This is a genomic window from Chitinophaga caeni (assembly GCF_002557795.1).
Lineage (GTDB): Bacteria > Bacteroidota > Bacteroidia > Chitinophagales > Chitinophagaceae > Chitinophaga > Chitinophaga caeni.
Map to the genome: position 1 here is coordinate 1,431,740 of NZ_CP023777.1, position 22,139 is coordinate 1,453,878.

The window sequence follows — 22,139 nt, forward strand, 5'->3', positions numbered from 1 at the left end:
GAAATTACGTGTAAAATTACGTAGAACTACGCTTGACATTAGGCAATATTGCTTATTACCTTTGTGAAACAAAATGCTTAACAGCAGTTAACCCCAAATCCCTCCGGGGATGCCCCAAACACTATTTTCTGAATATACTTAGCTGCCGGCAACTTGCCGGCAGCTTTTTATTGTATTAATTACGTGTGTCTACCCACATGCCGTTTTCCTTGATTAGATTAATCAGTTCATTTACGGCAACATCACTATTTAAACCTCTCTTCACAACTTCTTTTCCTTTATATAAAGTGATTTTTCCTACACCGCTTCCCACGTAGCCGAAATCGGCATCGGCCATTTCACCAGGGCCATTCACGATACATCCCATGATCGCAATCTTTACCCCTTTTAAATGGTTGGTGACTGCCCTGATTTTTGCTGTAGTTTCCTGTAAATCGAATAATGTTCTACCGCAAGACGGGCAGGAAATATATTCAGTCTTGGATATTCTTGTCCTGGTAGCCTGCAATATCCCGAATGCAATATTGTTCACGACCTGGTCATCTATTGGCAAAACATCCTTGGTAAACCAAATACCGTCACCGAACCCATCCAGCAATAAAGCGCCGGTTTCTATCGCGAAATGTATCAACATTTTGGAATGATCATCCGCATCGAAATGTACGCGGTTGATGACGGGAATGGTCAATTCCGCTTCCATCATAGATGCCATAAAACGGCGGCTTTGCTGCATATTCCCACATTCTAATACCAATACGGCTTTACCGTGTTCGGCCTTTAGCTGCTGGAATAATGGGACTTGATGTTCTGTATCGAAAGTGGCCAAGTTTACTTGCACGAAGTATTTCGGCGCTGTAACCTTGCCGCTAAGATAAGTTTCTACCGGGATTAATGGTTTACTGCGCGGATCGGCTTGTTCAAGCCATGCGTCGTAATTGCAGATCACTTGCAGGGTGCCCGGTAATGAAAACCCGGGCAAGCGATCGCCCGTATAAATATAATCGGCCGCAATATCGGCAATATTCCATTTGTCTGTGGCTACATCGTAATGATAGCCTACCGCATTGAGATCATTGGGTAACAGCAACTCTATATGGTGAACATCCGCCACCACGACGGGCACTTGCTTTTGGCCAATATTATCTACCACTTCCGTCTCCCTTTTTTTATACTCGAAGGGTGAATAAGGGAGCACAATTTTTTCATCGAGCGGTTCATCCGTAGCAGGTATTATACTCTGCGGATAACGCGAAATGATATCCCTGCAAACGGGTAATTCAAATTCAGGATCTTCTGTTAACGACACCCGGATCGTATCGCCCACGCCATCTTCTAACAAGGTTCCGATACCGATAGCAGATTTTATCCTGCCGTCTTCACCGTCGCCGGCTTCGGTAACGCCCAGGTGTAACGGGTAACAATGGCCGAGTTCGGTTTGCATGGTTTGAACCAACAACCGGTATGCCTGCACCATCACTTGGGGGTTACTGCTTTTCATACTCAGGACGATATTGCGGAATTGTAAATCTTCCGCGATCCTAAGAAACTCCATCGCGCTTTCTACCATCCCCATCGGGGTATCGCCGTAGCGGCTCATGATGCGATCGCTTAGGGAACCGTGGTTGGTGCCTATGCGCATGGCGGTACCGTATTCTTTGCAGATTTTTACCAGCGGCGTAAAACGGTCACGAATCCGTTCGATCTCTTCCAGGTAAGCGGCATCCGTGTATTCCAGGAATTCGAATTTCTTTTTATCGATATAATTGCCGGGATTGATACGAACTTTTTCCACGATACGGGCTGCAATTTCAGCGGCATTAGGTGTGAAGTGGATATCTGCCACCAGGGGGGTGTGATAGCCCTGTTGGCGCAAGGAATTTTTTATATGGAGTAAATTTTCCGCTTCTTTTTTGCTGGGAGCCGTTACGCGAACCAATTCAGCGCCGGCCTCGATGCACCTAATAGCTTGTTTTACAGTCGCTTCCGTATCCATAGTGTCCGTGGTGGTCATCGTTTGAATGCGGATCGGTTGATAATTCCCTAACAGTAAATCGCCGACTTTAACTTCTAAAGTGGGCAATCTTTTATATGATGTAAGTGAATTGCAATATAATTGCATTGAAAATATTATTTATGTATAGGCAAAGTTAACAAAGATAATCGCAATAGTTTGGCCATATAAAGTTAATATTCTGACCGCTTATCCCCCATAAATTAAACATTATATTATTCCTACGAACCATATTCAATGGAAATTGTAGTTTTATTTTGCTAGTGAAGGGAATTTAATGCCCCAGGGAAAACATTTATATAACCAAGATATACCATATCAACAACTTCCGGTAACAGGGGAGTTCTCGATATTTTCTTTAGGTAGTTTTAGCAACGATTTGGCCCGCTTTCCACATCGCCATGATAGTTTCCAAATATTATGGTTCGAGAAAGGTAAAGGAAAGCACGTGGTAGATTTTGTTAATTATGAACTGGAGGATAATGTCGTGTACTTACTGCGGCCCGGGCAAGTTCACCAGTTGTTGGATGATGGCAAAGATGGCCACGCGATCGTGTTCACCGAAGATTTTTATTTTTCTAATAATAATGATAGGGGCTCCATATTCGATTTCACCAGTTTATATGATGATTCACAAGTGTATGCGCCTATTAATATTTCTGAAGCTACCGTGGCCAAGCTGGAGGCATTAACGATCTTAATGTACGGTGAAGTTGGGAAGGAGGGTAGCTGTGGCAAAAATATACTGAAACATTATCTGAATGCATTGATGCTTATACTGGAACGGGAGCGGGAGCTACATTTAAATCTGCCCGAACGACCGGCGAGGCATTTCGATGCGCGGGTGCTACAGCTGCGGAAATTAATTGAAAGCAATTTTCGCCAGGAACACCAGGTCAAGTTTTATGCAGAGCAGTTCGCGTTAACCTCGAAGCGTTTGAATGAAATAGTGAAGGAAGCCACGGGAAAGACACTTTCGGAGTTGGTACACGATAGGTTGGTTTTGGAAGCAAAACGTCAATTAGCTTATAGTCATAGAAGTATAAAAGAAATATGTTACGAGCTCGGTTTTGAAGACCCGGCTTACTTCAGTCGGTTTTTCAGGAACCATTCCGGGTTTTCCCCGCAGGATTTCCGGGACGAAATGTTCAAATAATCCAAGTCCATTGCTGAATAATCCAATTTATCAGCCCATGGGCAGGCTTAATTTTGCACCATCTTTAAACGGAACCATGCATTAATGAAGGTAATGTTATAAGGTTGGCATTACCGGTAAGGATTAAGTACAATAAATCCGTTGGAAAGCAAGATTCACCATTGGACCCAATTGCCCTGGATTGTAATTAAAAGGGCAATTTGGGAATGGTGGAGGTACTATGAAATAGCATTTTTAACTTAACTAATTGAAAATCAATATATAAATTATTTTGTTGTAGTTTTAATTAATCAATCCTTTTTGAAAGAAAACCTGGTTATTTAGCCGGGTTTTTATTTTTTATAGCTGCCTAGCGTTTTTTCATACATGAAATATTGATATTCAAATATTTAGAATTGACAAGTTTTTCAATATGCAAAAAAGCCGGCGCTATGGCCGGCTTTTAGCGGAACGCATGTCCCTTTTTATTTGACGATAGAAAAGCCTTTTCCAAGTACTTCGTGCACTTCATGTATCACGATGAATGCTTCCGGATCTATTTCCTGCACTAATTCTTTCAGATCCATAATTTCCTGTTTCTGTAAAACTACGTATAAAACGTTTTTCTCCTGTTTCGTAAAAGCGCCTTGGCCATGGAGGATGGTTGCCCCGCGCTGCAATTGCCCCGTTATGCCAGCCGATATCCTGCCTGCTTCCGTTGATATAATCGTAATTGCCCTTTTGCTATTGAACCCTTCAACTATATAATCTACCATCCTGGCGCCAAGGTAAACGGCGATCATGGTATACATCGTTTTTTCTAAACCAATCATAAATGATGAGGCAAAAATCACGATTAAATCTACTATCAACATCGCATTGCCTAAACCCCAACCCAGGTATTTTTCCATCAGGCGGACAATTATCGCGGCGCCGCCGGTTGTACCGCCGCCGGAAAATACCAAGCCGATGCCGATACCTACTAGTAGTCCCGCGAAGATGGCGGCTAGTAAAGTATCTTCGGTGAACGGGGCATGATCTGTCGGTATCAAGTAAAGGAACAATGAACAGAATACAACACCCACGATGGTGTAAAGCATCGTTCTTTTATCTAGCAAACGGTATCCTACAAACATCAGCAGGATATTTAGAACCAGGTTGGTAATACCCGGCGACCATTTAAAATAATAATAGGTAATAATACTAATACCTGTTACACCACCTTCCGATAATTGGTTGGGTATAACGATCAGGTTTATTCCCGCTGCGAATACAAGGGATCCTAATATGATAAGGAGAAAACTTTTTGCATTGGTCTTGACCTTTGTCATCATGTTCATGCTGGCTTGTTCAATTTTGCTGCGAAAGTAGTGTTTTTTAATCTTTCCCGCTATGGTTTAGGGGGCTGTATTACTGCATAAGAAGCCTTTTGGCTTAATGTTTGTAATGCCTACGGTGTTAAACTTATAACTTAACCATAATCATAATCAATGAAAAACTTACTGATAGCCGCTTCGATAGTCGGTTTCACTTCTATTTCCATGATTGCTTGCCAGAAAGATGATGATACGGGCAATGGTAACGCTCGTTTACAAGTATTATTGACCGATGCCCCTGCCAACTACGACGCCGTAAATGTTGATATTCAGTCTGTCATGATCAACGTATCCAACGATACTGCTGCAACGGATGGTTGGAAAGAATTACCGCTGATATCCCCCGGTGTATATAATTTGTTGGACTTCCAAAACGGCATAGATACCGTGTTGGCTGACGCGATGATCCCGGCGGGTAAAATAGGACAAATACGCCTGGTGCTTGGGGAAAATAACACGGTTGTAATAGATGGCACGCCATTTATTTTGAAAACCCCATCAGGGCAACAATCCGGGTTAAAATTGAAGGTTAACCAGGATATCGATGCGGGGATCGTTTACAGGATGTATATAGATTTTGATGCTAATAGATCCGTGGTTAGCGCAGGTAATAGCGGTCAATACATCTTGAAACCGGTAATCCGTGCCTTTATGGATGCTGTAGGTGGTAGCGTTAAAGGTTGGGTGCTGCCAGGAGCAGCCGCAGCGCAAGTTTGGGCTATCAAGAATACAGATACTTTATTGGCATTGCCGGATGCTGCTACCGGGTATTATTTCTTCGGTGGTTTAGATCAAGGAACTTGGCAATTGGAATTTGACGCTACGAACGAAATTTATCAAGATACTAGTTTTACGGTGGATGTAAATAGTGGTAGTATCACCGAGGTTGATACTGTAAACTTGCATCAGCCTTAATGTTGAAAGATTAAATAATTAATATATATAGAAAGGATGGTAACAATTGCCATCCTTTTTACGTTAATAGTCACGTATTACGTTTTATTTAAGGATTGCACGGATGATATTACCTGTAGATGTATTTAATTAATATTGATAGATCAATTATTGATATTAGTGTTTTATGTTGATTTATAAAGCAAAATATTTATACGTATTTTTGCAAAACAAACGGATGGATCTATGAAGAAATTATGTTTACTAGCCTTGGTTTGTTTGTTCAGTGTACAACAGGTATTTGCTTGCAGGTGTGCCTTGGTTTCGTTGACACAGGATTTTCAAAGGGCGGATAGGGTGTTTATAGGCACCGTTGTTGATTACAAAGTAGGAGATAAGGCATATTATCGATTTAAGGTGGAACAGGTGTTTAAAGGGAGTAAAATCGATACGATCACGATTCTTACAAATGTTAGCAGCGCTGCCTGCGGTAGCAATTTTGAGAAAGGGAAGAAGTACGTGATATTTTCTAATGACGGTTTTACCAACTTGTGCAGAAGAAATGCCCTGGCCTCCAATAGTCACGATCTTACAAGGTTGCGGTACATGACGGACGAGCAATTTTCCGCATCCCTGGGGAAAGACAAGAACCCGAACCTTACCAAAGATGAAGCAGCTTATCTCAATGAAACACTCTACTTGCAATTGGAACAGCACGATTTCCGGTTTAATAGGAAAAAGGTCGCCTTTTTTAGTGATAGTAGGCTGATAGATAAAGAAACTTTTTTCCATGATTGGGGCGGAAAAGAGATTATTTGCCAACTAATGATCCTCACGCCTACTGAACGCAAAAAAGCAGGTGGATACGATGCTGTTATCATCACAAAATTTAGGCAGGGAATCACCGAACGACTTAGAAAGCATTTAGTTCGAAAATTAAAGCGTTATGACCCCATGGAACCTTGATCAGGGTTTAAAGGCGAATTATAGGAAGTAATTATTACCATATTGTATAAAATATAACAGGTATTGAGGAAAATCAATGCCGATGCTCTTATGGTATTCTGTGTAATTGCACGGTTGAACCATTGGGAGCTTGGTCAATATTGTATGTACATTTTTATAATCGCTTCGATGGTCCTTGCGGGTTGTGTATTATTTAATGTTTTAAAAGGGAATAAAGAACATTCTTAAAATAAAAGGTCGAAGCATTTTGGGCTCCGACCTTTTGAAATATATTGAAAAGCAGGTATACTACCAGTCCTTTTGCATCGGCACCGGTCTACCTTTTACTTTCTTCAATTTCTCATCCTGTAATTTCTTTTCTTCTTGCTGCAATGCTTGTAGCAATTGTTTGGCTTCTTTTTCGCTCAGCTTGCTGGGCATGGGTTGGGGCTTCTCTTTTTGACCGTCTTTTTTATCTTGATCCTTATTCTGATCTTGCTGATCCTTGTTTTGTTGATCCTTTTTCTGTTGGTCTTTATCTTTCTGATCTTTCTTGTCCTGATCTTTTTTATCCTTATTGTCTTTATTATCCTTATTCTGCTGATCTTTATTTTTCTTGTCGTCTTTATTGTCCTTGTTATCCTTATTTTGTTGCTGCTGCTGTTGTTGTTTTAATTTTTCCTTGGCATATGCAAGGTTGTAACGGGCATCCTCATCATGCGGGTTTTTCCGCAGGGCTTCTTTGTAGGCCTCGATACTTTCTTTCCATTTTTGATTACTCATGAAAGTGTTACCCACATTATAGGAGGCATTGGCCGCTTGCGTGGCATTTTGAGCGAATTTCGCCGCGTTCGTATATTGATTACGGGCATCGTCAAAACGTTTTTGCTCATACAGGGAGTTGCCCAGGTTGAAGTTAGCTACCTGGTTTTTAGCATCCTTTTCCAAGACTTTCTTATAAGCAGCTTCCGCATCGGAATATAATTGTTTTTTATATTGTTCATTCCCTTCATGGATCAGCTTCTTATTGACCCTATTTTGTTGCGCGAAGCCATAAGAATGCCATCCTAAGAAAGCCACCAAGCCGATAATAAAAGTTTTAGTTGTAAATCTTTGTAACATGTTAAATAGCTTCAGTTCGATCGATTAACCTGAAGTTTTTCACTCCCGGTACGAAGTATTCGATCACGATTAACAATAAACAAATTCCCAGGAAGTACTGGAAATAGCTGTTATAATCTGTAAATACCCTGTCTCCGAAGGTCTTTTGTTCCATCTCGTCGATCCTGTTGGCGAGGGCATTTACTACATCGTCCGTATTGTTATCGAGGTGAACGTAAATCCCGTTGCCGGCATTGGCGATTTTAGTCAGCTCTTCCTCGTTTAATTTCGAAATAACGGTATTCCCTTGATTATCTTTTTTATAACCGCCGTTAGCGTCTGGCAATGGCGACCCTGTTGGAGAACCTACGCCCACCGTGCTAATCATCACCCCGCTTTCCTTGGCTGCATCTACTTGGCTCATCGCGCCTTCATCATGATCTTCCCCATCGCTGATAATGATGAGGGCTTTATGTTTTCTTTCCTTCTTGTTGAAGGCGTTGTTGCTGACTTGTATCGCTTCGGCAATGGCCGTTCCTTGCGTCGGGATCATATCCGGTGTTACAGAGCTCAAATACATCCTGGCGGCAGAATAATCCACCGTCAAGGGCATTTGCAAGTAAGCGTTCCCGGCAAATACGACCAGGCCAACCCGGTCATTCGATAATTTTTCTAATAATTTGGTGATGAGTTGTTTTGACCTGGTAAGCCTGTCCGGCGCAATATCAGTGGCCAGCATACTTTTACTTACATCCAGGGCAATGACTACATCCACACCTTTGCGGGTAATTTTTTCTTGTCTCGTACCTTTTTGAATATTGGCCAGCCCTACTGCACCGAAGAAAAATGCGAGGAACACCAGCAGGAATTTCAAGGTAAATAACCGGCGCGAATATCCTTTAAACATCCGCTCTACCATTCCGGGATCACCGATTTTCTTGATGGTACCGCGTCTCCAAACTGCCACCCCGATGAAGGCGAGTAATAATACGATGAGCAACGCCAGTGCCCACAAATATTCCGAATGTTGAAATCTTAGCATGATATAATCTACAGTCTAGGCTTTAGATATGCGACATGGATACTTTCAAAAGTAAATTATTTGTAACGGAAATCAAGTAGTGTAGCACCTTATTTATAAGTTTTTTAACGAATAAGTTTCCCGGAAAAGAAAAAAGCCGACCTCTTGGCCGACTTTTCAATATAATGAGTTCGAATGATTATTTTTTCCCTTGGAAATACCCTTCTTCTTTCAAAATTCCCCTAAAAATGCGATCCCTCACTTCCGGGATCTTGATATTGGGATCTTCTGACTCAAAATTCAGCACGAAGAAGCTCGGGTGCATATTTTCCTCGATCCAACCCACGATCCAACCAATTTGTTTGGATCCAACGATACCCCAGCCCGTTTTATAACTTAACAAATATTTCGGGGTCTTCTCCATCAGCATTACATCCCGCACGGACTGCATCGTGGTTTTATGGAAAGGTAGCCCGTCGAAGTATAATTTTTTAACGAAGCCCAATTCCTCGTCAGGCGTGATTTGTAAGCTGTTATCTAACCAAAATGAGTCAATTACACTGATTTTGCTGTTGCCATAATGAATAGAATCGAGCCACATCTGCATTGTATCTTTCCCGATCCTGCGGGCCACTTCCTGGAAATAGGGCACGGAAGACACTTTAAAAGCCCTATTCATACTGAGATCTTGGTTCCAATCCGGCACGCTGCGGGTCACGCTATCCCATTTAATCACCATCCCGGTATCGGAAATAACCCCGGTTTGCAAACCTACTAGCGCGTTAAAAATCTTGAAAGTTGAAGCCGGTAAAAATGCTTGTTGTGTACGGTCGAGGTTATATACCTTGAATTCATGATGGCTATTATCATATAACATGAAACAACCTTCTACCTTATCCGCTGCGAAATACTTTTCCCATGCCTTTTCTTGCTTCACATTATTTGGCATACAGGATGCAAATACGGTGATCATCAATAGGGATATCCAACCGAAACGTATCATTTGTTATAAGTTTTGGGCAAAAATACAGGATGCAAATCTTTTTTCTGGCTATTCGGGGAAGTTTGACAGAAATATTCCAAAAGTCTTGCTATAAAAAAACTGCCGGGTTATGTTCCCGGCAGTTTAAAATATTATGAATGAATTAGATGCTTATGCGTCTACGGCATTTTTTAGCACACCCAGTTCTTTACCCACCTTGATGAAGGCATTAATGGCCTTATCAAGATGCTCCTGCTCGTGGGCCGCACTCAGTTGTACCCGTATGCGGGCTTGCCCTTTTGGAACAACGGGGTAGAAGAAGCCGATTACATAAATACCTTCCTTCAACAATTTGTCGGCAAACTGTTGGCTTAATACCGCGTCGTATAACATTACCGGTACGATCGGGTGATCGCCGGGTTTGATATCAAAACCTGCGGATGTCATCTTTTCGCGGAAGTACTTGGTGTTGTATTCCAACTTATCGCGCAATTCGGTGGTTTCGCTCAACATATCCAGCACAACAATTGATGCACCTACGATCGTTGGCGCCACCGAGTTGGAGAATAAGTACGGGCGGCTGCGTTGGCGCAACATGTCGATAATCTCTTTCTTACCGGAAGTGAAACCGCCGGAAGCGCCACCCAGGGCCTTACCCAAGGTGCCTGTGATGATATCGATACGGCCCATTACATTCCTGTATTCGTGTGTACCTCGACCTGTTTTTCCTAAGAAACCGGTAGAGTGACTTTCATCGATCATCACGATGGCATCGTATTGATCGGCCAGGTCGCATATTTTATCTAGTTGCGCGATAGTGCCGTCCATGCTGAAAGAACCATCGGTCACGATAATCCTGCTACGCAAATGTTGAGATTCTTTCAATTTGGCTTCCAAATCGGCCATATTGTTATGCTCGTAACGGTAACGTTGCGCTTTACAAAGGCGTACGCCATCGATGATCGAAGCATGGTTCAAAGCATCGGAGATAATCGCGTCCTGTTCATTGAACAATGGTTCGAATAAGCCACCGTTGGCATCGAAAGCTGCCGCGTACAAAATGGTATCCTCGGTACCGAGAAAAGTAGCCAATTTTTGTTCCAGCTCCCGGTGGATATCTTGGGTACCGCAGATAAAGCGTACGCTACTCATACCGTAGCCGTGCGTGTTGATCGCATCTTTTGCAGCTTCGATCACCTTGGGATGAGATGACAAGCCTAGGTAGTTATTCGCACAGAAGTTTATAACTGTATTACCACCGACTTCGATTTCAGCGCCTTGTTCGGAGGTAATGATACGCTCTTTTTTAAATAATCCTGCCTCTTGAATCTCAGCAAGTTCCGCCTGTAAGCGGGTAATGAAATTTTTGTTCATGTTAGCATAAATTTTAATGCCTAAGCAACATCATATTGACACGGCTATTCAAGATAAAAGTAATCCAGATCCAGGTATGCAGGAAGCTGTAGCCCCGGAAAGGAAAAAACTTTGACCTAGCTGTAACATTCCATTGTAGTGGTACGTCATATAATTATCATGCAAATTAGGACAGTTGCCTTGATCGATTATTAACCCCCTAACCTACACACATCCAGGGAATTAATCTATGATCCGGTTGCACCATTCCTTTTGTTATTTGCATGCCGGCTTTAAAAGTATGGTATAGATTATACAAGCCATGTTATGTAAATGTTGCGAGGGGAAATGGTTTTGAACAAGTTTATAACGGGCAGCCAATACAACCGGAATTTATATGTAATTGATCTTCAATGTGTTGTTGAGATAGTGGGTAGATTGAAACTATTGTCGGAACTTTAGCACTAAAAATCGCAACTGCCCGGATGACGGAAAAGGAATATAACAAATGTGTCGACTTGTATGCAGATAATCTCTTCCGATTTATCGTGAAGAATTTGACGCATCATGAGGATTCGCGGGATGTAGTGCAGAATGCATTTGAAATATTGTGGAAGCATTGCCAGGATGTACCCTTCGAAAAAGCAAAGTCTTACTTGTTTACCGTTGCGTACCATAATATGATCGACCACGTGAGGAAAGTGAAAAGGATATCGTTGGTTGATGAGTTTAAGGATGATATAAAGATATCGGAACAGAAGATACATAACGCGAAAAATGTGTTGGAATCGGCCTTGAGCCGCCTAAGCGAAGTGCAACGCTCCCTGGTAATGTTGAAGGATTATGAAGGTTATAGCTATGAAGAAATAGGGGAAATTATGGATCTCAATCCTTCACAAGTGAAGGTATACCTGCATAGGGCCAGGGCTCATCTCAAAGAATACCTGGGAAAAATGGATAATGTAATTTAGTAATATAAATATATTTGACCTTAGCGGGATATTAAACAATAACGAATGTCTGTAGACATCAACATATCGAACTACGAGGAGTACATGTATGCTTTTATCGACGGGGAATTATCCCCCGTTGAATTGCAGGCTTGGAATCAATTCGTCCTGCTTCATCCTGAAGTTCGTGATGAGTTGACCTTATTGGAGGCTACCAAGTTAGATGCGAATATGCCGGGTATGGAATTTGGTAATAAAGCCTTATTGTATAAAGGAAAGGGCATACATGCGGGTAATTTTCATGAATATATGTTGAATTACCTCGATGGGGAGTTGGATGATGTTAATAATCAATTATTTGAGTCTTTTGTTAATCAAAACCAGGGGTATGCGCAGGAACTAGCCGCTTGGAAAGCCACCAAGCTCCCGGCTGCATCCGTAGCATTTCCCGAAAAAGCTAGTTTATATAAGCACCGGGCGACGAAAGTTGTTACCTGGAGGTGGTACGCGGCGGCTGCGGTATTGGCGGGTCTATTGCTTTGGAGATTGCCCTTGTGGAATGATCAACCTGCATCGCCCCAAGTAACCGTGGCCAGTAATTCCACTCAAAACATGCGGGTAAATACAAAGGACGATGCACCTGGTAAACAGCTAGCCAATGATCAATTAAAATTAGCGGAAACAGGTGCGGCAAAACAATTAAACGATATTAAAATATCTGAACAGGCAGCGGAAAAAACAGTGGTAGCTGCCGGTAAAGCAACACCGGTACCTAAGCAGTCCGCAAAGGTTACGGCTGTACCCCGGACAAGCTCGCAGCAGCAGGAGCAGGATGCTGCCTCCCTGGTTGATAATGTTAATAAAGCGCTCGCTTTCGATCAAGAATTGAATACGTTACAAAGTGCCGACCTTGCTTTAACCAAGCAGCCTTCCATTCGAAATGATGTTTCCATCCCGGGGGATCTCAAGGTCGCACCACCGAAAGTTCAGGTAGCAACCGCTGTTGCAAAAAATAAGGATCCTTTAGAAGAAAAGACCTTTGCAGCGGCAGCGCCCCGTAAAGAAGAATTCCAGGGTGAACTCATCATGTCCGTAAGTACGAGCGGTGAGGGTAAATTATTCGATAAGGTAACAAGCGTTGCCAAGTTTTTCGCGAAAAAGAAGCGGGACTAGGCATCTAATATACTGATTTAAAGAAAGATATGATATTAGGCAGGTATCTGCCGGGAAAAAGATAAAAATTTTATGAAGCGTAAAATTTTACTCGTGTTGATCGGTATCATGATGTCGCTGGCGGCAGCGGCCCAGGTAACATCGGATACTTTACAAATTAGGGGGTTGATCATCGTTAGAAACAAGGATACCCGTAACCGGAATTCCTTCAAGATGTTTAATGACACTACTTATATGCGTAACAAGTTAAAAAAGAACTTGCATACGAGGTGGTTCGTATTTGATATAGGTTTCAATAATTATACTGATAGAAGTAATTACGGCGAAGCCTTCGCAATGGCTATGTATCCGTCAGCTTCTTATATCCCTACCTACTCTTACCTGAATGACCGGGCTGGGAACGGGCAACAATTCCGCTATGATTATACCGGTGTAGGCTTAAACACCTTCGCACCGCGCAGCGCTAGCGCCCCATTAACCCCTTCCGAGTTTAAGTTAATCACCGGGAAATCGATCAATATAAATGTTTGGTTAATTATGCAAAGGTTGAATATGTATAAACATAAACTCAACCTGGTATATGCCTTGGGACTGGAAATGAATAATTACCGTTACGCGAGGAATATTTCATATGTACCGGGATATCCCACGCAAATCATTAGGGACACCCTCGATTTCTCTAAAAATAAATTATATGCCGGCTACCTGTCTATCCCGTTGATGCTCAACTTTAATAGTAATCCTACCCGCCCAGGAAGAGCTTTTGAAGCTAGTTTCGGTATCATGGGGGGATACCTCGTGAAAGCCCGTACCAAGCAAATCAGCAAAGAATATGGCAAGGTAAAAACCAACGATGAGTTTAACCTGAACAAATGGAAATTATCGCTAACCAGTGAATTAGGCTACGGCCCTGTAAAACTGTACGGAAATTTTGCCCTAACGCCGCTACACGACTACGGTTTAGAGCAATACCCCTTTTCTATTGGTTTCAGGTTCAATGGATTTTAGGTAATCAAATAAATTATACGTTACTTTGCAACGCCGTAACGACAAATTTGTCCGGCGAGAACACTAAAAACGATATCCCAATGAGAACATTTTTAGCTTTATTGGCAGTAATCGGTGTCATCACTTTATTGCATGCTAAAAAAGACAAGGTTTTGGGTATTCAATCTGATAATGCGCTCGAAAAGTTGGAGCCGTTTCAACAAACACCCCAAAATTTAAAAAATCTTCCAAATCCCGGTTTCGATGAAGCCATGGTAATGGTACCCGATAGCGTGTACCAGGCATCCCGCCTTGATCCCGGGCATTATTCTGGGCATTACCATGTTCTGTATGTAAAAAATTCTGAAGAAGAAAAATCCAATATCATCAAGTCCCACCTGGTGGCATTGACAGCTACTCCAAAAACGAATATTCACCGCAAAACTGAAGCTCCTAGCAGAAGCAATTAACAATTAAATTCCCTTTTCTAGACTAATTGACACAGAAATTACCGCTTATCCTGTGATTTTACAAATTTTCACAGAAAGCTGTCATATTTTGTTGCATCAATTAATTATTTGATAAATTCGATCTTCAAAACCAGCTTAGTATGAAGATATTTAAACTATGTCTATTGCTCGTGTTCGTGGCGCAATTACCATTGCTTGCACAGGACAAATACGAGTGGAAAGAAGCAAAATCAGGAGGTTACACATACAAATATGTAACTAATGATCCTATGCAGGCCCGATTTTATACCCTCGATAACGGGCTGACTGTAATTTTAAGTGTCAATAAGAAAGAACCCAGGATTCAAACATTGATCGGCGTTAGGGCGGGTAGTAATAATGATCCTAAAGATCACACGGGTTTAGCACACTATTTAGAGCACCTATTATTTAAAGGGACGGACAAGTTCGGCTCCCTGGATTGGTCTAAAGAAAAGCCTTACCTGGACGAAATCGAAGGTTTATATGATACTTATAATCAAACGACCGACGAAGCAGCTAGGAGAGAAATTTACCGCAAAATCGACAGCGTTTCCGGAATCGCGGCCACATATGCCATCGCCAACGAATATGATAAGATGATGACGGCTATGGGTGCGCAAAAAACGAATGCGCATACCTGGGTGGAGGAAACTGTTTACGAGGAGGATATTCCTTCCAATGCCGTAGATAAGTACCTGGCCGTACAGGCTGAACGCTTCCGGAACCCACAGTTCCGCTTATTCCATACGGAGTTGGAAGCAGTTTATGAAGAGAAAAACAGGGGTTTAGACAATGACAATAATAAATTATTTGAGTCCTTGTTGGATGCTGCTTTCCCGACACACAACTACGGTCAGCAAACAACTATCGGTACCATCGAACACCTGAAAAATCCTTCTTTAAAGGCCATTCGCAAGTTCTATGATGAATACTATGTGCCGAATAATATGGCCGTGGTAATGGCCGGGGATTTTGATCCAGATTACGTGATCAAGCGTATCGACCGGGATTTTGGTTTTATGAAAGAAAAAACCGTGGATGCTTATGCCGGCACTAAAGAAGCGGCCATAACTGCTCCTGTCGTAAGAAATGTATACGGTCCGGATGCTGAAAGTGTAAACTTGGCCTTCCGCCTGCCCGGGGCAAGCGATACGAAATCAGCGGTGATCATAGGTGCCATTTCACAAATTCTAAGTAATGGCAAAGCGGGCCTGTTTGACCTTAACCTAAACCAGGATCAGAAGGTGCTGGGCGCCGGTTCCGGTGTATTGAGCTTTAAAGATTATTCATTGCTATATATGAGCGGGCAAGCTAAAAACGGGCAATCGTTGGAAGAAGTGCGGGATTTGATGCTTGGACAATTGGACATTTTGAGAAAAGGAGATTTTGATGAATCCTTGTTGAAGGCGATCGTTAATAACTATAAGTTCGATGAAATGCAAGGTTTGGAAAATAACAATAACCGCGCTACTACTATCATGGATTCTTATATCAAGAGCGCCGGTAAAAACTGGGCCGCTGATGTTGCTTTTATCGATGATCTAGGTAAATTGACCAAGCAACAAATCGTTGACTTCGCCAATAAAAACTTGGAAGACAATTACGTAATTGTTTACAAAAGAAAAGGTGAAGACAAGAACATCCAAAAAGTAGTAAAACCGCCGATTACCCCCGTAGCCGTTAACCGAGATGCCCAATCCGATTTCTTGAAATCTATCGCCTCGATGCCCGCAACACCGGTTAGCCCACAATGGCTAGACTTTAACAAGGACATCCAGAAAGGTAAAATTGGCCAGGCGGAAGTATTGAGTGTACAGAATAAAAACAACGAGATATTCCACCTTTACTACCGTATTGACTTGGGCAGTTGGGATAATAAATTACTCGGTTTGGCGACTGCTTACCTCGATTTCTTAGGGACTGATAAATTGTCGGCCCAGGACATCAGTAAGAATTTCTACAATATTGCTTGTTCATACAGCGTGAGCAGCGGGAGTGAAAATTCATCAATGACAATAACCGGCTTACAGGAAAACTTTGACAAAGCGGTGTCTATGTTCGAAGATGTGATCCGCAATTGCAAAGTGGATGAAGCCGCATTCGAGGCTTTAAAAGCGCGTATCATGAAATCCCGTGCCGATGCCAAACTTAGCAAAGGGCAAATTATGCGTGCATTGACTAACTACGGTTTATACGGCCAGGAAAATCCTTATAATTATACATTTACAAATGAAGAGTTAGCAAATATCAAGGCGCAAGATTTAGTCAATTTATTGCATAACCTGGTAAATTATAAACCTACTATTATTTATTATGGACCCAAAACATTGACCGCTGCCATAACAGACATTAAGCGTCTTCACAAGATGCCTGCTAGCTTCTTAGCGGTACCGAAAGGTGTTGATTTCAAACAACAGGTGCCACAAAAATCCAGCGTATTGTTTGCAGATTATGATATGGTGCAGTCAGAAGTAAACTGGGTGTATTCCAATAATAAATACGATCCAGCCAAAACGGCTGTAGTAGGACTTTTTAATGCATATTTCGGTGGTGGAATGGGCTCTATAGTATTCCAAACCATCCGTGAATCCAAGGCTTTGGCATATTCTACTTATGCTGTTTATAGGGGACCTAGCAAGAAAGATGATCTCTATTCAACGATTGCTTACGTGGGTAGCCAAGCAGATAAAATGAAAGAAGCTATTGCCGGAATGAATGAATTATTAAATGATTTACCGCATTCCGAAAAAGCCTTGGAAGTGGCCCGTAAGAGTATGAAGCAAGATATCGAAACCGAGCGGATCACTGAAGACGGTATCATCTTTAGTTATTTAGCCGCGAAAAAATTGGGCTTGGATTATGATATCAGGAAATCGGTATATCAAAAAATCGATCAATTGACTTTTGATGATATCAATAAATTTCATCAGCAAAATATTGCCCACAAACCTTATACATATTGTATAGTGGGATCAAAGGATAGGATTAACCAAGATTTGTTGAAACAATACGGTGATGTAAAAGTGGTTACATTGGATGAATTATTCGGATACTAATTATTTTTGATACATAATAATAAGAACCCTGCCCTGGATTTCGGGGCAGGGTTCTGTTTTTTAGAAACGTAGGAAAATCATAAGCACAATATTCATTTTCCTTCGGCGTTATTTTGATATTACATAACCTAATGAAAACTTGGATTTATAATAGTGTGCTGCCCGTGATAATTTTATTGTCGTTTTCCAGTTTCACGAGCAATGAGGATTTATATCATGTAAGACTTGATCCTGCCAGGATCGATGCAGATAAAGTGTTCTTACTGATTGATAAAACCGATTACCGGATGTATGTTTACGAAGATGTAACCTTGATCAAGATATACAAGGTTGTATTCGGAAGTAATGATTTAGGTGATAAAATTATGCAGGGAGATAAAAGAACCCCGGAAGGAACCTTCCGGATATCCAGTAAACGTTATGACAGGCGTTGGCATCGTTTTATGCTGCTGGATTTTCCCAATGATGTTTCTATCGCTAAGTTTAAACAACGGCAAGCCAGGGGGCAAGTACCTTCCGGTGCAGATATTGGAAACGGTATCGGCATTCACGGCGTAGAGGCGGCTTCCGGTATCAAGGATTATTATGTAGATCGCCGGATCAATTGGACCTTGGGTTGTATTAGTATGAAAAATGCTGATGTGGATGAATTGTATAATGTATTAAAGGTCGGCACGCCGGTGGTAATTCGTTATTAAGAGAGTTAATTTTCAACATAGCCTATGCTATTTTTATAGCAATAAGCAACGCCCTTGGTCTATCCATGGGCGTTTTTTTTGAGGTATTCTCATGGGAAGTTCGGTTCAAAATTTCAGAGATACCGGTTCGAGCTTTGAAACCGGGAGGATTCGAAACCAGGGTTGTTTTTTGAATGCGCGTTGCCAAAATATCAAAAATATTTGCTGGTTAAAGCTTCAAAACCCGGATCCACGCACTATTGAGGGCATTTACAATTATATTGAAAGCGAAAAGGCACCTACTACTGAACCATAAACCAACAACTGTAAATTTGAGTAACATTAGCGATGATTAGCCGTAATTAATCCCAGTTGCCGAACCTGTAATTTAGTTGAAAATCCAATCACAGTTTATTTGCGTACATAATTATAACAAGTCAATAAATATTACTTTTCAATTGATAGAAAGAATTTTTGAAGTTGTTCCTTTCATAGTTTAAGTTTTCATGGTTTGAGTTCCCGGGTGTATTAAACACCCGGGTTTTATATTTTCATATTAAAGATATCCTAATAAAAAAAGAGGTCATCTGCATGACCTCTTTTCCCAAATATTAAAAGATGACAAATAAACTTATGACAATCTGTTTCTTTTGATTTCTTCAACAACTCCTGGATCAAGCAAAGTAGTAGTATCACCAAGGTTATCAAGCTCATTTTCAGAGATTTTACGCAATATCCTGCGCATGATCTTACCGGAACGTGTCTTAGGCAAGCCGGAAACAAATTGAATCTTATCTGGTTTGGCAATAGGCCCGATGATCCTGGAAACAGTTTGTATGATATCCTTACGGAATAGATCCAAGTCCTTAGACATGTTTTCCAATATCACGAACGCGTAAATTCCCTGTCCTTTTACATCGTGCGGATAGCCTACCACGGCACTTTCTACCACTCCTGCGTGCATATTGATAGCATTTTCTACCTCGGCAGTCCCGATCCTGTGACCGCTTACATTTAGCACATCATCTACGCGGCCCGTGATCCTGTAAAACCCTTCTTCATCTCTCATGCAGCCGTCACCTGTAAAGTAAAGGTTCTCGTAGGTAGCAAAATAAGTTTTGCGGCATCTCTCGTGATCACCGTACGTGGTGCGGATCATGCCAGGCCATGGGAACTTGATACAAAGGTTACCGGAAACGCCGTTTCCTTCGATCTCTTTACCATTTTCATCTACCAAAACCGGTTGGATTCCAGGCATCGGAAGGGTAGCATAGCCAGGTTTTTCAGGAGTTACACCTGCGAGGGTCGTAATCATGATACCACCTGTTTCCGTTTGCCACCAGGTATCGGAGATGGGGCATCGGCCTTTACCGATATTATCTTTAAACCAGTGCCATGCTTCTTCGTTGATCGGTTCTCCCACGGAGCCTAATTTACGTAAAGAGCTGAGATCTTTATGATTTACCGGCCCTAAACCGAAGCCCATTAAGCTACGGATCGCCGTTGGTGCAGTATATAATGTAGTGACGCGGAACTTGTCCACGATATCCCAAAACCTCCCGGCATCGGGAAAAGTAGGTATCCCTTCAAACATTACAGTGGTTGCGCCGGCGCTAAGCGGCCCGTATACGATATAACTATGGCCGGTAATCCAGCCGATATCTGCCGTACAGAAAAATACTTCGCCCAGTTTATATTGAAAGGTATTGACGAATGTGTAATTGGCGTAAACCATGTAGCCGCCGCAAGTGTGGACAACCCCCTTCGGCTTGCCCGTAGAGCCGGAGGTATACAATATGAAAAGTTCATCCTCGGCATCCATCTCCTCGGCAGGACAAGACGGGTTGCCTTGTGTTTCCACGGCCTTGATCTCATCTTCCCACCATACATCGCGACCTTTTAGCATACTTACCGGGGTACGGGTGCGGGTGCAGACGATTACCTTTTTTACCGAAGGACAGCCGATTAGGGCATCGTCGATGACAGATTTTAACGGGATGTCTTTGCCGCCACGGAATGCACCGTCGCAAGTAATGACCAAGCTACATTGCGCGTCTTGTATCCTGTCAGCAATAGATTGTGCGCTGAAGCCGCCAAAAACCACGGAATGTATGGCGCCGATACGTGCGCAGGCCAAAACGGCGATGGCCAGCTCCGGGATCATGCCCATATAAATACAAATCCTATCGCCCTTTTTTACACCGTTGTTTTTTAAGACATTGGCAAACTGGCAAACCTTGTTATATAAAGTGCGGTAAGTTAAAACGCGGTGCCGTTCTTCCGGATCGTTGGGTTCCCATATAATCGCGGGCTGGTTGCCTAAAGTACCCAGGTGGCGGTCGAGACAGTTCTCGGTAATATTTAGTTTCGCCCCTTGGAACCATTTAACATCGGGATCTTTGAAATTCCATTCTAAAACACGATCCCATTTTTTGCGCCAATAAAAGTTATCAGCCACTTGTGCCCAGAATCCCTCGGGATCGGTTACACTATACTGCCAAGCCTGTTGATATTCTTCAAAGCTTTTGATTTGGTACGGATACGACATGAGTTAATATCAGTTTTTTCATTACGTGCTCTAAATTTAATAAAGATTCCCATATAATTTTAGCTATCCTTAGAATAATCGAGTATTCTCTTTGAAAATTTTCAAAAATTAACAAATGGTTGATTATGGCAATCCGCACCGTCAGTATTATAACCGGCTGCGGTTGTCATGTGAAAATGGGTTCAAAAGAATCTTAAATATTGATGGATAGGAGGGAGCCTTACCGTATGCTAAATCTTAAAAATGTTGGCTTTATTTGCTCGTCTATATAATGTGTCCCGTAAATATTTTCTTCCTTGCTATCAATATAAATATTAGATACCGGGTCGTTCAAAGTATAATGGGCAATTAAATCTCCATCCCATGTTATTTTGAAAACATCGGCTGCATTAGGCGGAATATCTTTTGGATTCGATGGAGATACTTCTTTCCCGTAGTATAAAACATATACATGATCCGCCGTGCTGAAAACCCCGGTGTTCGAGTTGTAGCTATTATGGTAATAGATGGTTGAATCATTTTTTATACCCGGGTTTAGATGATCTTCACCTGGGCCAATCAGCGTTTTCTTCAGCAACAAGCGCTTGTCATAAATCCTGATTTTATTTAGGTAAGCATCAAGCGATAAGATGCGGTCGTACTTCTCGGAAACAGCTATCAAGTCGGCAGATATACTTCTCGTGTTAAATTTTATTAAGCTATCTGGGAAAGGTTGGCCATCACCCAGCTTGATTTTGTAGATGGATTGTAAAGATGGATTTTTAAATTTTTCGATATCACTGTAATAATTATTGGAAACTACTAAGCTATCAGCATCGATAAAATCATAATCTTTTGCAAAGGTAGGAAGGGAGAAGCTTTTGGGAATATAAGCATTTTTATATCTTAATAGCGAATCCGTATTAATTTTCCGCATCTTGATATCACCAGGCATTAAATAAGTGTGTGAATAAATGTATGGCCGATGATTTTTTTTATAGAATAAATTGAATAGTAATGCTGCTGTATTTTCGTTAGGATAAGTTAATTCAAATTCTTTACGTTTATTATTAAGGTTAAAAATCTCGAAACTATTTTTGTTTATATATTCCCTGCTTACAATTACCATGGTATCATTTATCATGGAATACTGCAAGGGTTGATCGGTGTACAGATCGATGACTTCCCCGGTCAGTTTCTTTTCAACTTTAAAATCATTTATATCAAAATATTGAATCGTAGAACGGGTACCTTGATGACATGAATAAAGTATAATAGAAATTAAGAGCAATAAGAAGGGTCTCATGATAGAAAAATGTTGATTCGATAAATATTGATATGTATTTATATTGTTAAATACAGCATATAGTTAGGTTATTCAGCATATAGTAATATGCCGTTACATCTGTTGATTTCAATATGTTTTCTTGTTATTTACAAATACAGTTGTTATACCAATC

The 22,139-nt window shown here is 41.6% G+C and carries 17 protein-coding genes; 9 read left to right on the plus strand and 8 right to left on the minus strand.

Annotated elements, in window-relative coordinates:
• Positions 1-175: 175 nt before the first annotated feature.
• The gene (gene ispG, locus COR50_RS06060) at positions 176-2,119 is read right to left on the minus strand and encodes a (E)-4-hydroxy-3-methylbut-2-enyl-diphosphate synthase (protein ID WP_098193161.1); all 1,944 of its coding nucleotides are present in this window, start codon (positions 2,117-2,119) and stop codon (positions 176-178) included.
• A gap of 169 nt (positions 2,120-2,288) precedes the next feature.
• Between ispG and COR50_RS06065 the strand changes: the two genes are divergently transcribed.
• Positions 2,289-3,167, plus strand: coding sequence for a helix-turn-helix domain-containing protein (locus COR50_RS06065; protein WP_098193162.1), 879 nt, complete (start codon positions 2,289-2,291; stop codon positions 3,165-3,167).
• 464 nt (positions 3,168-3,631) lie between these two features.
• On the opposite strand, the gene COR50_RS06070 is transcribed toward COR50_RS06065, so the two are convergent.
• Positions 3,632-4,486, minus strand: a complete 855-nt coding sequence (locus COR50_RS06070; RefSeq protein ID WP_198405788.1) for a YitT family protein — start codon at positions 4,484-4,486, stop codon at positions 3,632-3,634.
• 150 nt (positions 4,487-4,636) lie between these two features.
• Between COR50_RS06070 and COR50_RS06075 the strand changes: the two genes are divergently transcribed.
• Both COR50_RS06075 and COR50_RS06080 read left to right on the plus strand, forming a co-directional pair.
• Positions 4,637-5,437 (plus strand): DUF4382 domain-containing protein, encoded by an 801-nt coding sequence (locus COR50_RS06075; RefSeq protein ID WP_098193163.1) that lies wholly within the window; start codon positions 4,637-4,639, stop codon positions 5,435-5,437.
• Positions 5,438-5,662: 225 nt separating this feature from the next.
• On the plus strand, positions 5,663-6,382 hold the full coding sequence (locus COR50_RS06080) for a hypothetical protein (RefSeq protein ID WP_098193164.1): 720 nt from the start codon (positions 5,663-5,665) through the stop codon (positions 6,380-6,382).
• A gap of 288 nt (positions 6,383-6,670) precedes the next feature.
• On the opposite strand, the gene COR50_RS06085 is transcribed toward COR50_RS06080, so the two are convergent.
• From COR50_RS06085 to kbl, 4 genes are all read right to left on the minus strand, one after another.
• Positions 6,671-7,483, minus strand: coding sequence for a tetratricopeptide repeat protein (locus tag COR50_RS06085; RefSeq protein ID WP_098193165.1), 813 nt, complete (start codon positions 7,481-7,483; stop codon positions 6,671-6,673).
• 1 nt (position 7,484) lies between these two features.
• Positions 7,485-8,504, minus strand: coding sequence for a VWA domain-containing protein (locus COR50_RS06090; RefSeq protein WP_232516286.1), 1,020 nt, complete (start codon positions 8,502-8,504; stop codon positions 7,485-7,487).
• Between the two features lie 178 nt (positions 8,505-8,682).
• On the minus strand, positions 8,683-9,486 hold the full coding sequence (gene blaOXA, locus COR50_RS06095) for a class D beta-lactamase (RefSeq protein WP_098193167.1): 804 nt from the start codon (positions 9,484-9,486) through the stop codon (positions 8,683-8,685).
• A gap of 150 nt (positions 9,487-9,636) precedes the next feature.
• Positions 9,637-10,839, minus strand: a complete 1,203-nt coding sequence (kbl, locus tag COR50_RS06100) for a glycine C-acetyltransferase (protein WP_098193168.1) — start codon at positions 10,837-10,839, stop codon at positions 9,637-9,639.
• Between the two features lie 464 nt (positions 10,840-11,303).
• Between kbl and COR50_RS06105 the strand changes: the two genes are divergently transcribed.
• From COR50_RS06105 to COR50_RS06130, 6 genes are all read left to right on the plus strand, one after another.
• Positions 11,304-11,789 (plus strand): RNA polymerase sigma factor, encoded by a 486-nt coding sequence (locus COR50_RS06105; RefSeq protein ID WP_098193169.1) that lies wholly within the window; start codon positions 11,304-11,306, stop codon positions 11,787-11,789.
• Between the two features lie 45 nt (positions 11,790-11,834).
• A complete protein-coding gene (locus COR50_RS06110; RefSeq protein ID WP_098193170.1) occupies positions 11,835-12,941 on the plus strand; it encodes an anti-sigma factor in 1,107 nt (368 codons plus the stop codon).
• Between the two features lie 72 nt (positions 12,942-13,013).
• Positions 13,014-13,949, plus strand: a complete 936-nt coding sequence (locus COR50_RS06115) for an outer membrane beta-barrel protein (RefSeq protein WP_098193171.1) — start codon at positions 13,014-13,016, stop codon at positions 13,947-13,949.
• An 80-nt stretch (positions 13,950-14,029) separates the two neighbouring features.
• The gene (locus tag COR50_RS06120; protein ID WP_098193172.1) at positions 14,030-14,398 is read left to right on the plus strand and encodes a hypothetical protein; all 369 of its coding nucleotides are present in this window, start codon (positions 14,030-14,032) and stop codon (positions 14,396-14,398) included.
• Between the two features lie 140 nt (positions 14,399-14,538).
• Positions 14,539-17,475 carry a M16 family metallopeptidase gene (locus tag COR50_RS06125; RefSeq protein ID WP_098193173.1) on the plus strand — a complete coding sequence of 979 codons (2,937 nt, stop codon included), beginning with the start codon at positions 14,539-14,541 and terminating at the stop codon, positions 17,473-17,475.
• Positions 17,476-17,606: 131 nt separating this feature from the next.
• Positions 17,607-18,173 carry a L,D-transpeptidase family protein gene (locus COR50_RS06130; RefSeq protein WP_098193174.1) on the plus strand — a complete coding sequence of 189 codons (567 nt, stop codon included), beginning with the start codon at positions 17,607-17,609 and terminating at the stop codon, positions 18,171-18,173.
• Between the two features lie 610 nt (positions 18,174-18,783).
• Here the strand turns inward: COR50_RS06130 and acs are convergent.
• Both acs and COR50_RS06140 read right to left on the minus strand, forming a co-directional pair.
• Positions 18,784-20,700: an acetate--CoA ligase gene (gene acs / locus COR50_RS06135; protein WP_098193175.1), complete on the minus strand. Its 1,917-nt coding sequence runs from the start codon at positions 20,698-20,700 to the stop codon at positions 18,784-18,786.
• Between the two features lie 220 nt (positions 20,701-20,920).
• The gene (locus COR50_RS06140; protein WP_098193176.1) at positions 20,921-21,985 is read right to left on the minus strand and encodes a hypothetical protein; all 1,065 of its coding nucleotides are present in this window, start codon (positions 21,983-21,985) and stop codon (positions 20,921-20,923) included.
• Positions 21,986-22,139: the final 154 nt, after the last annotated feature.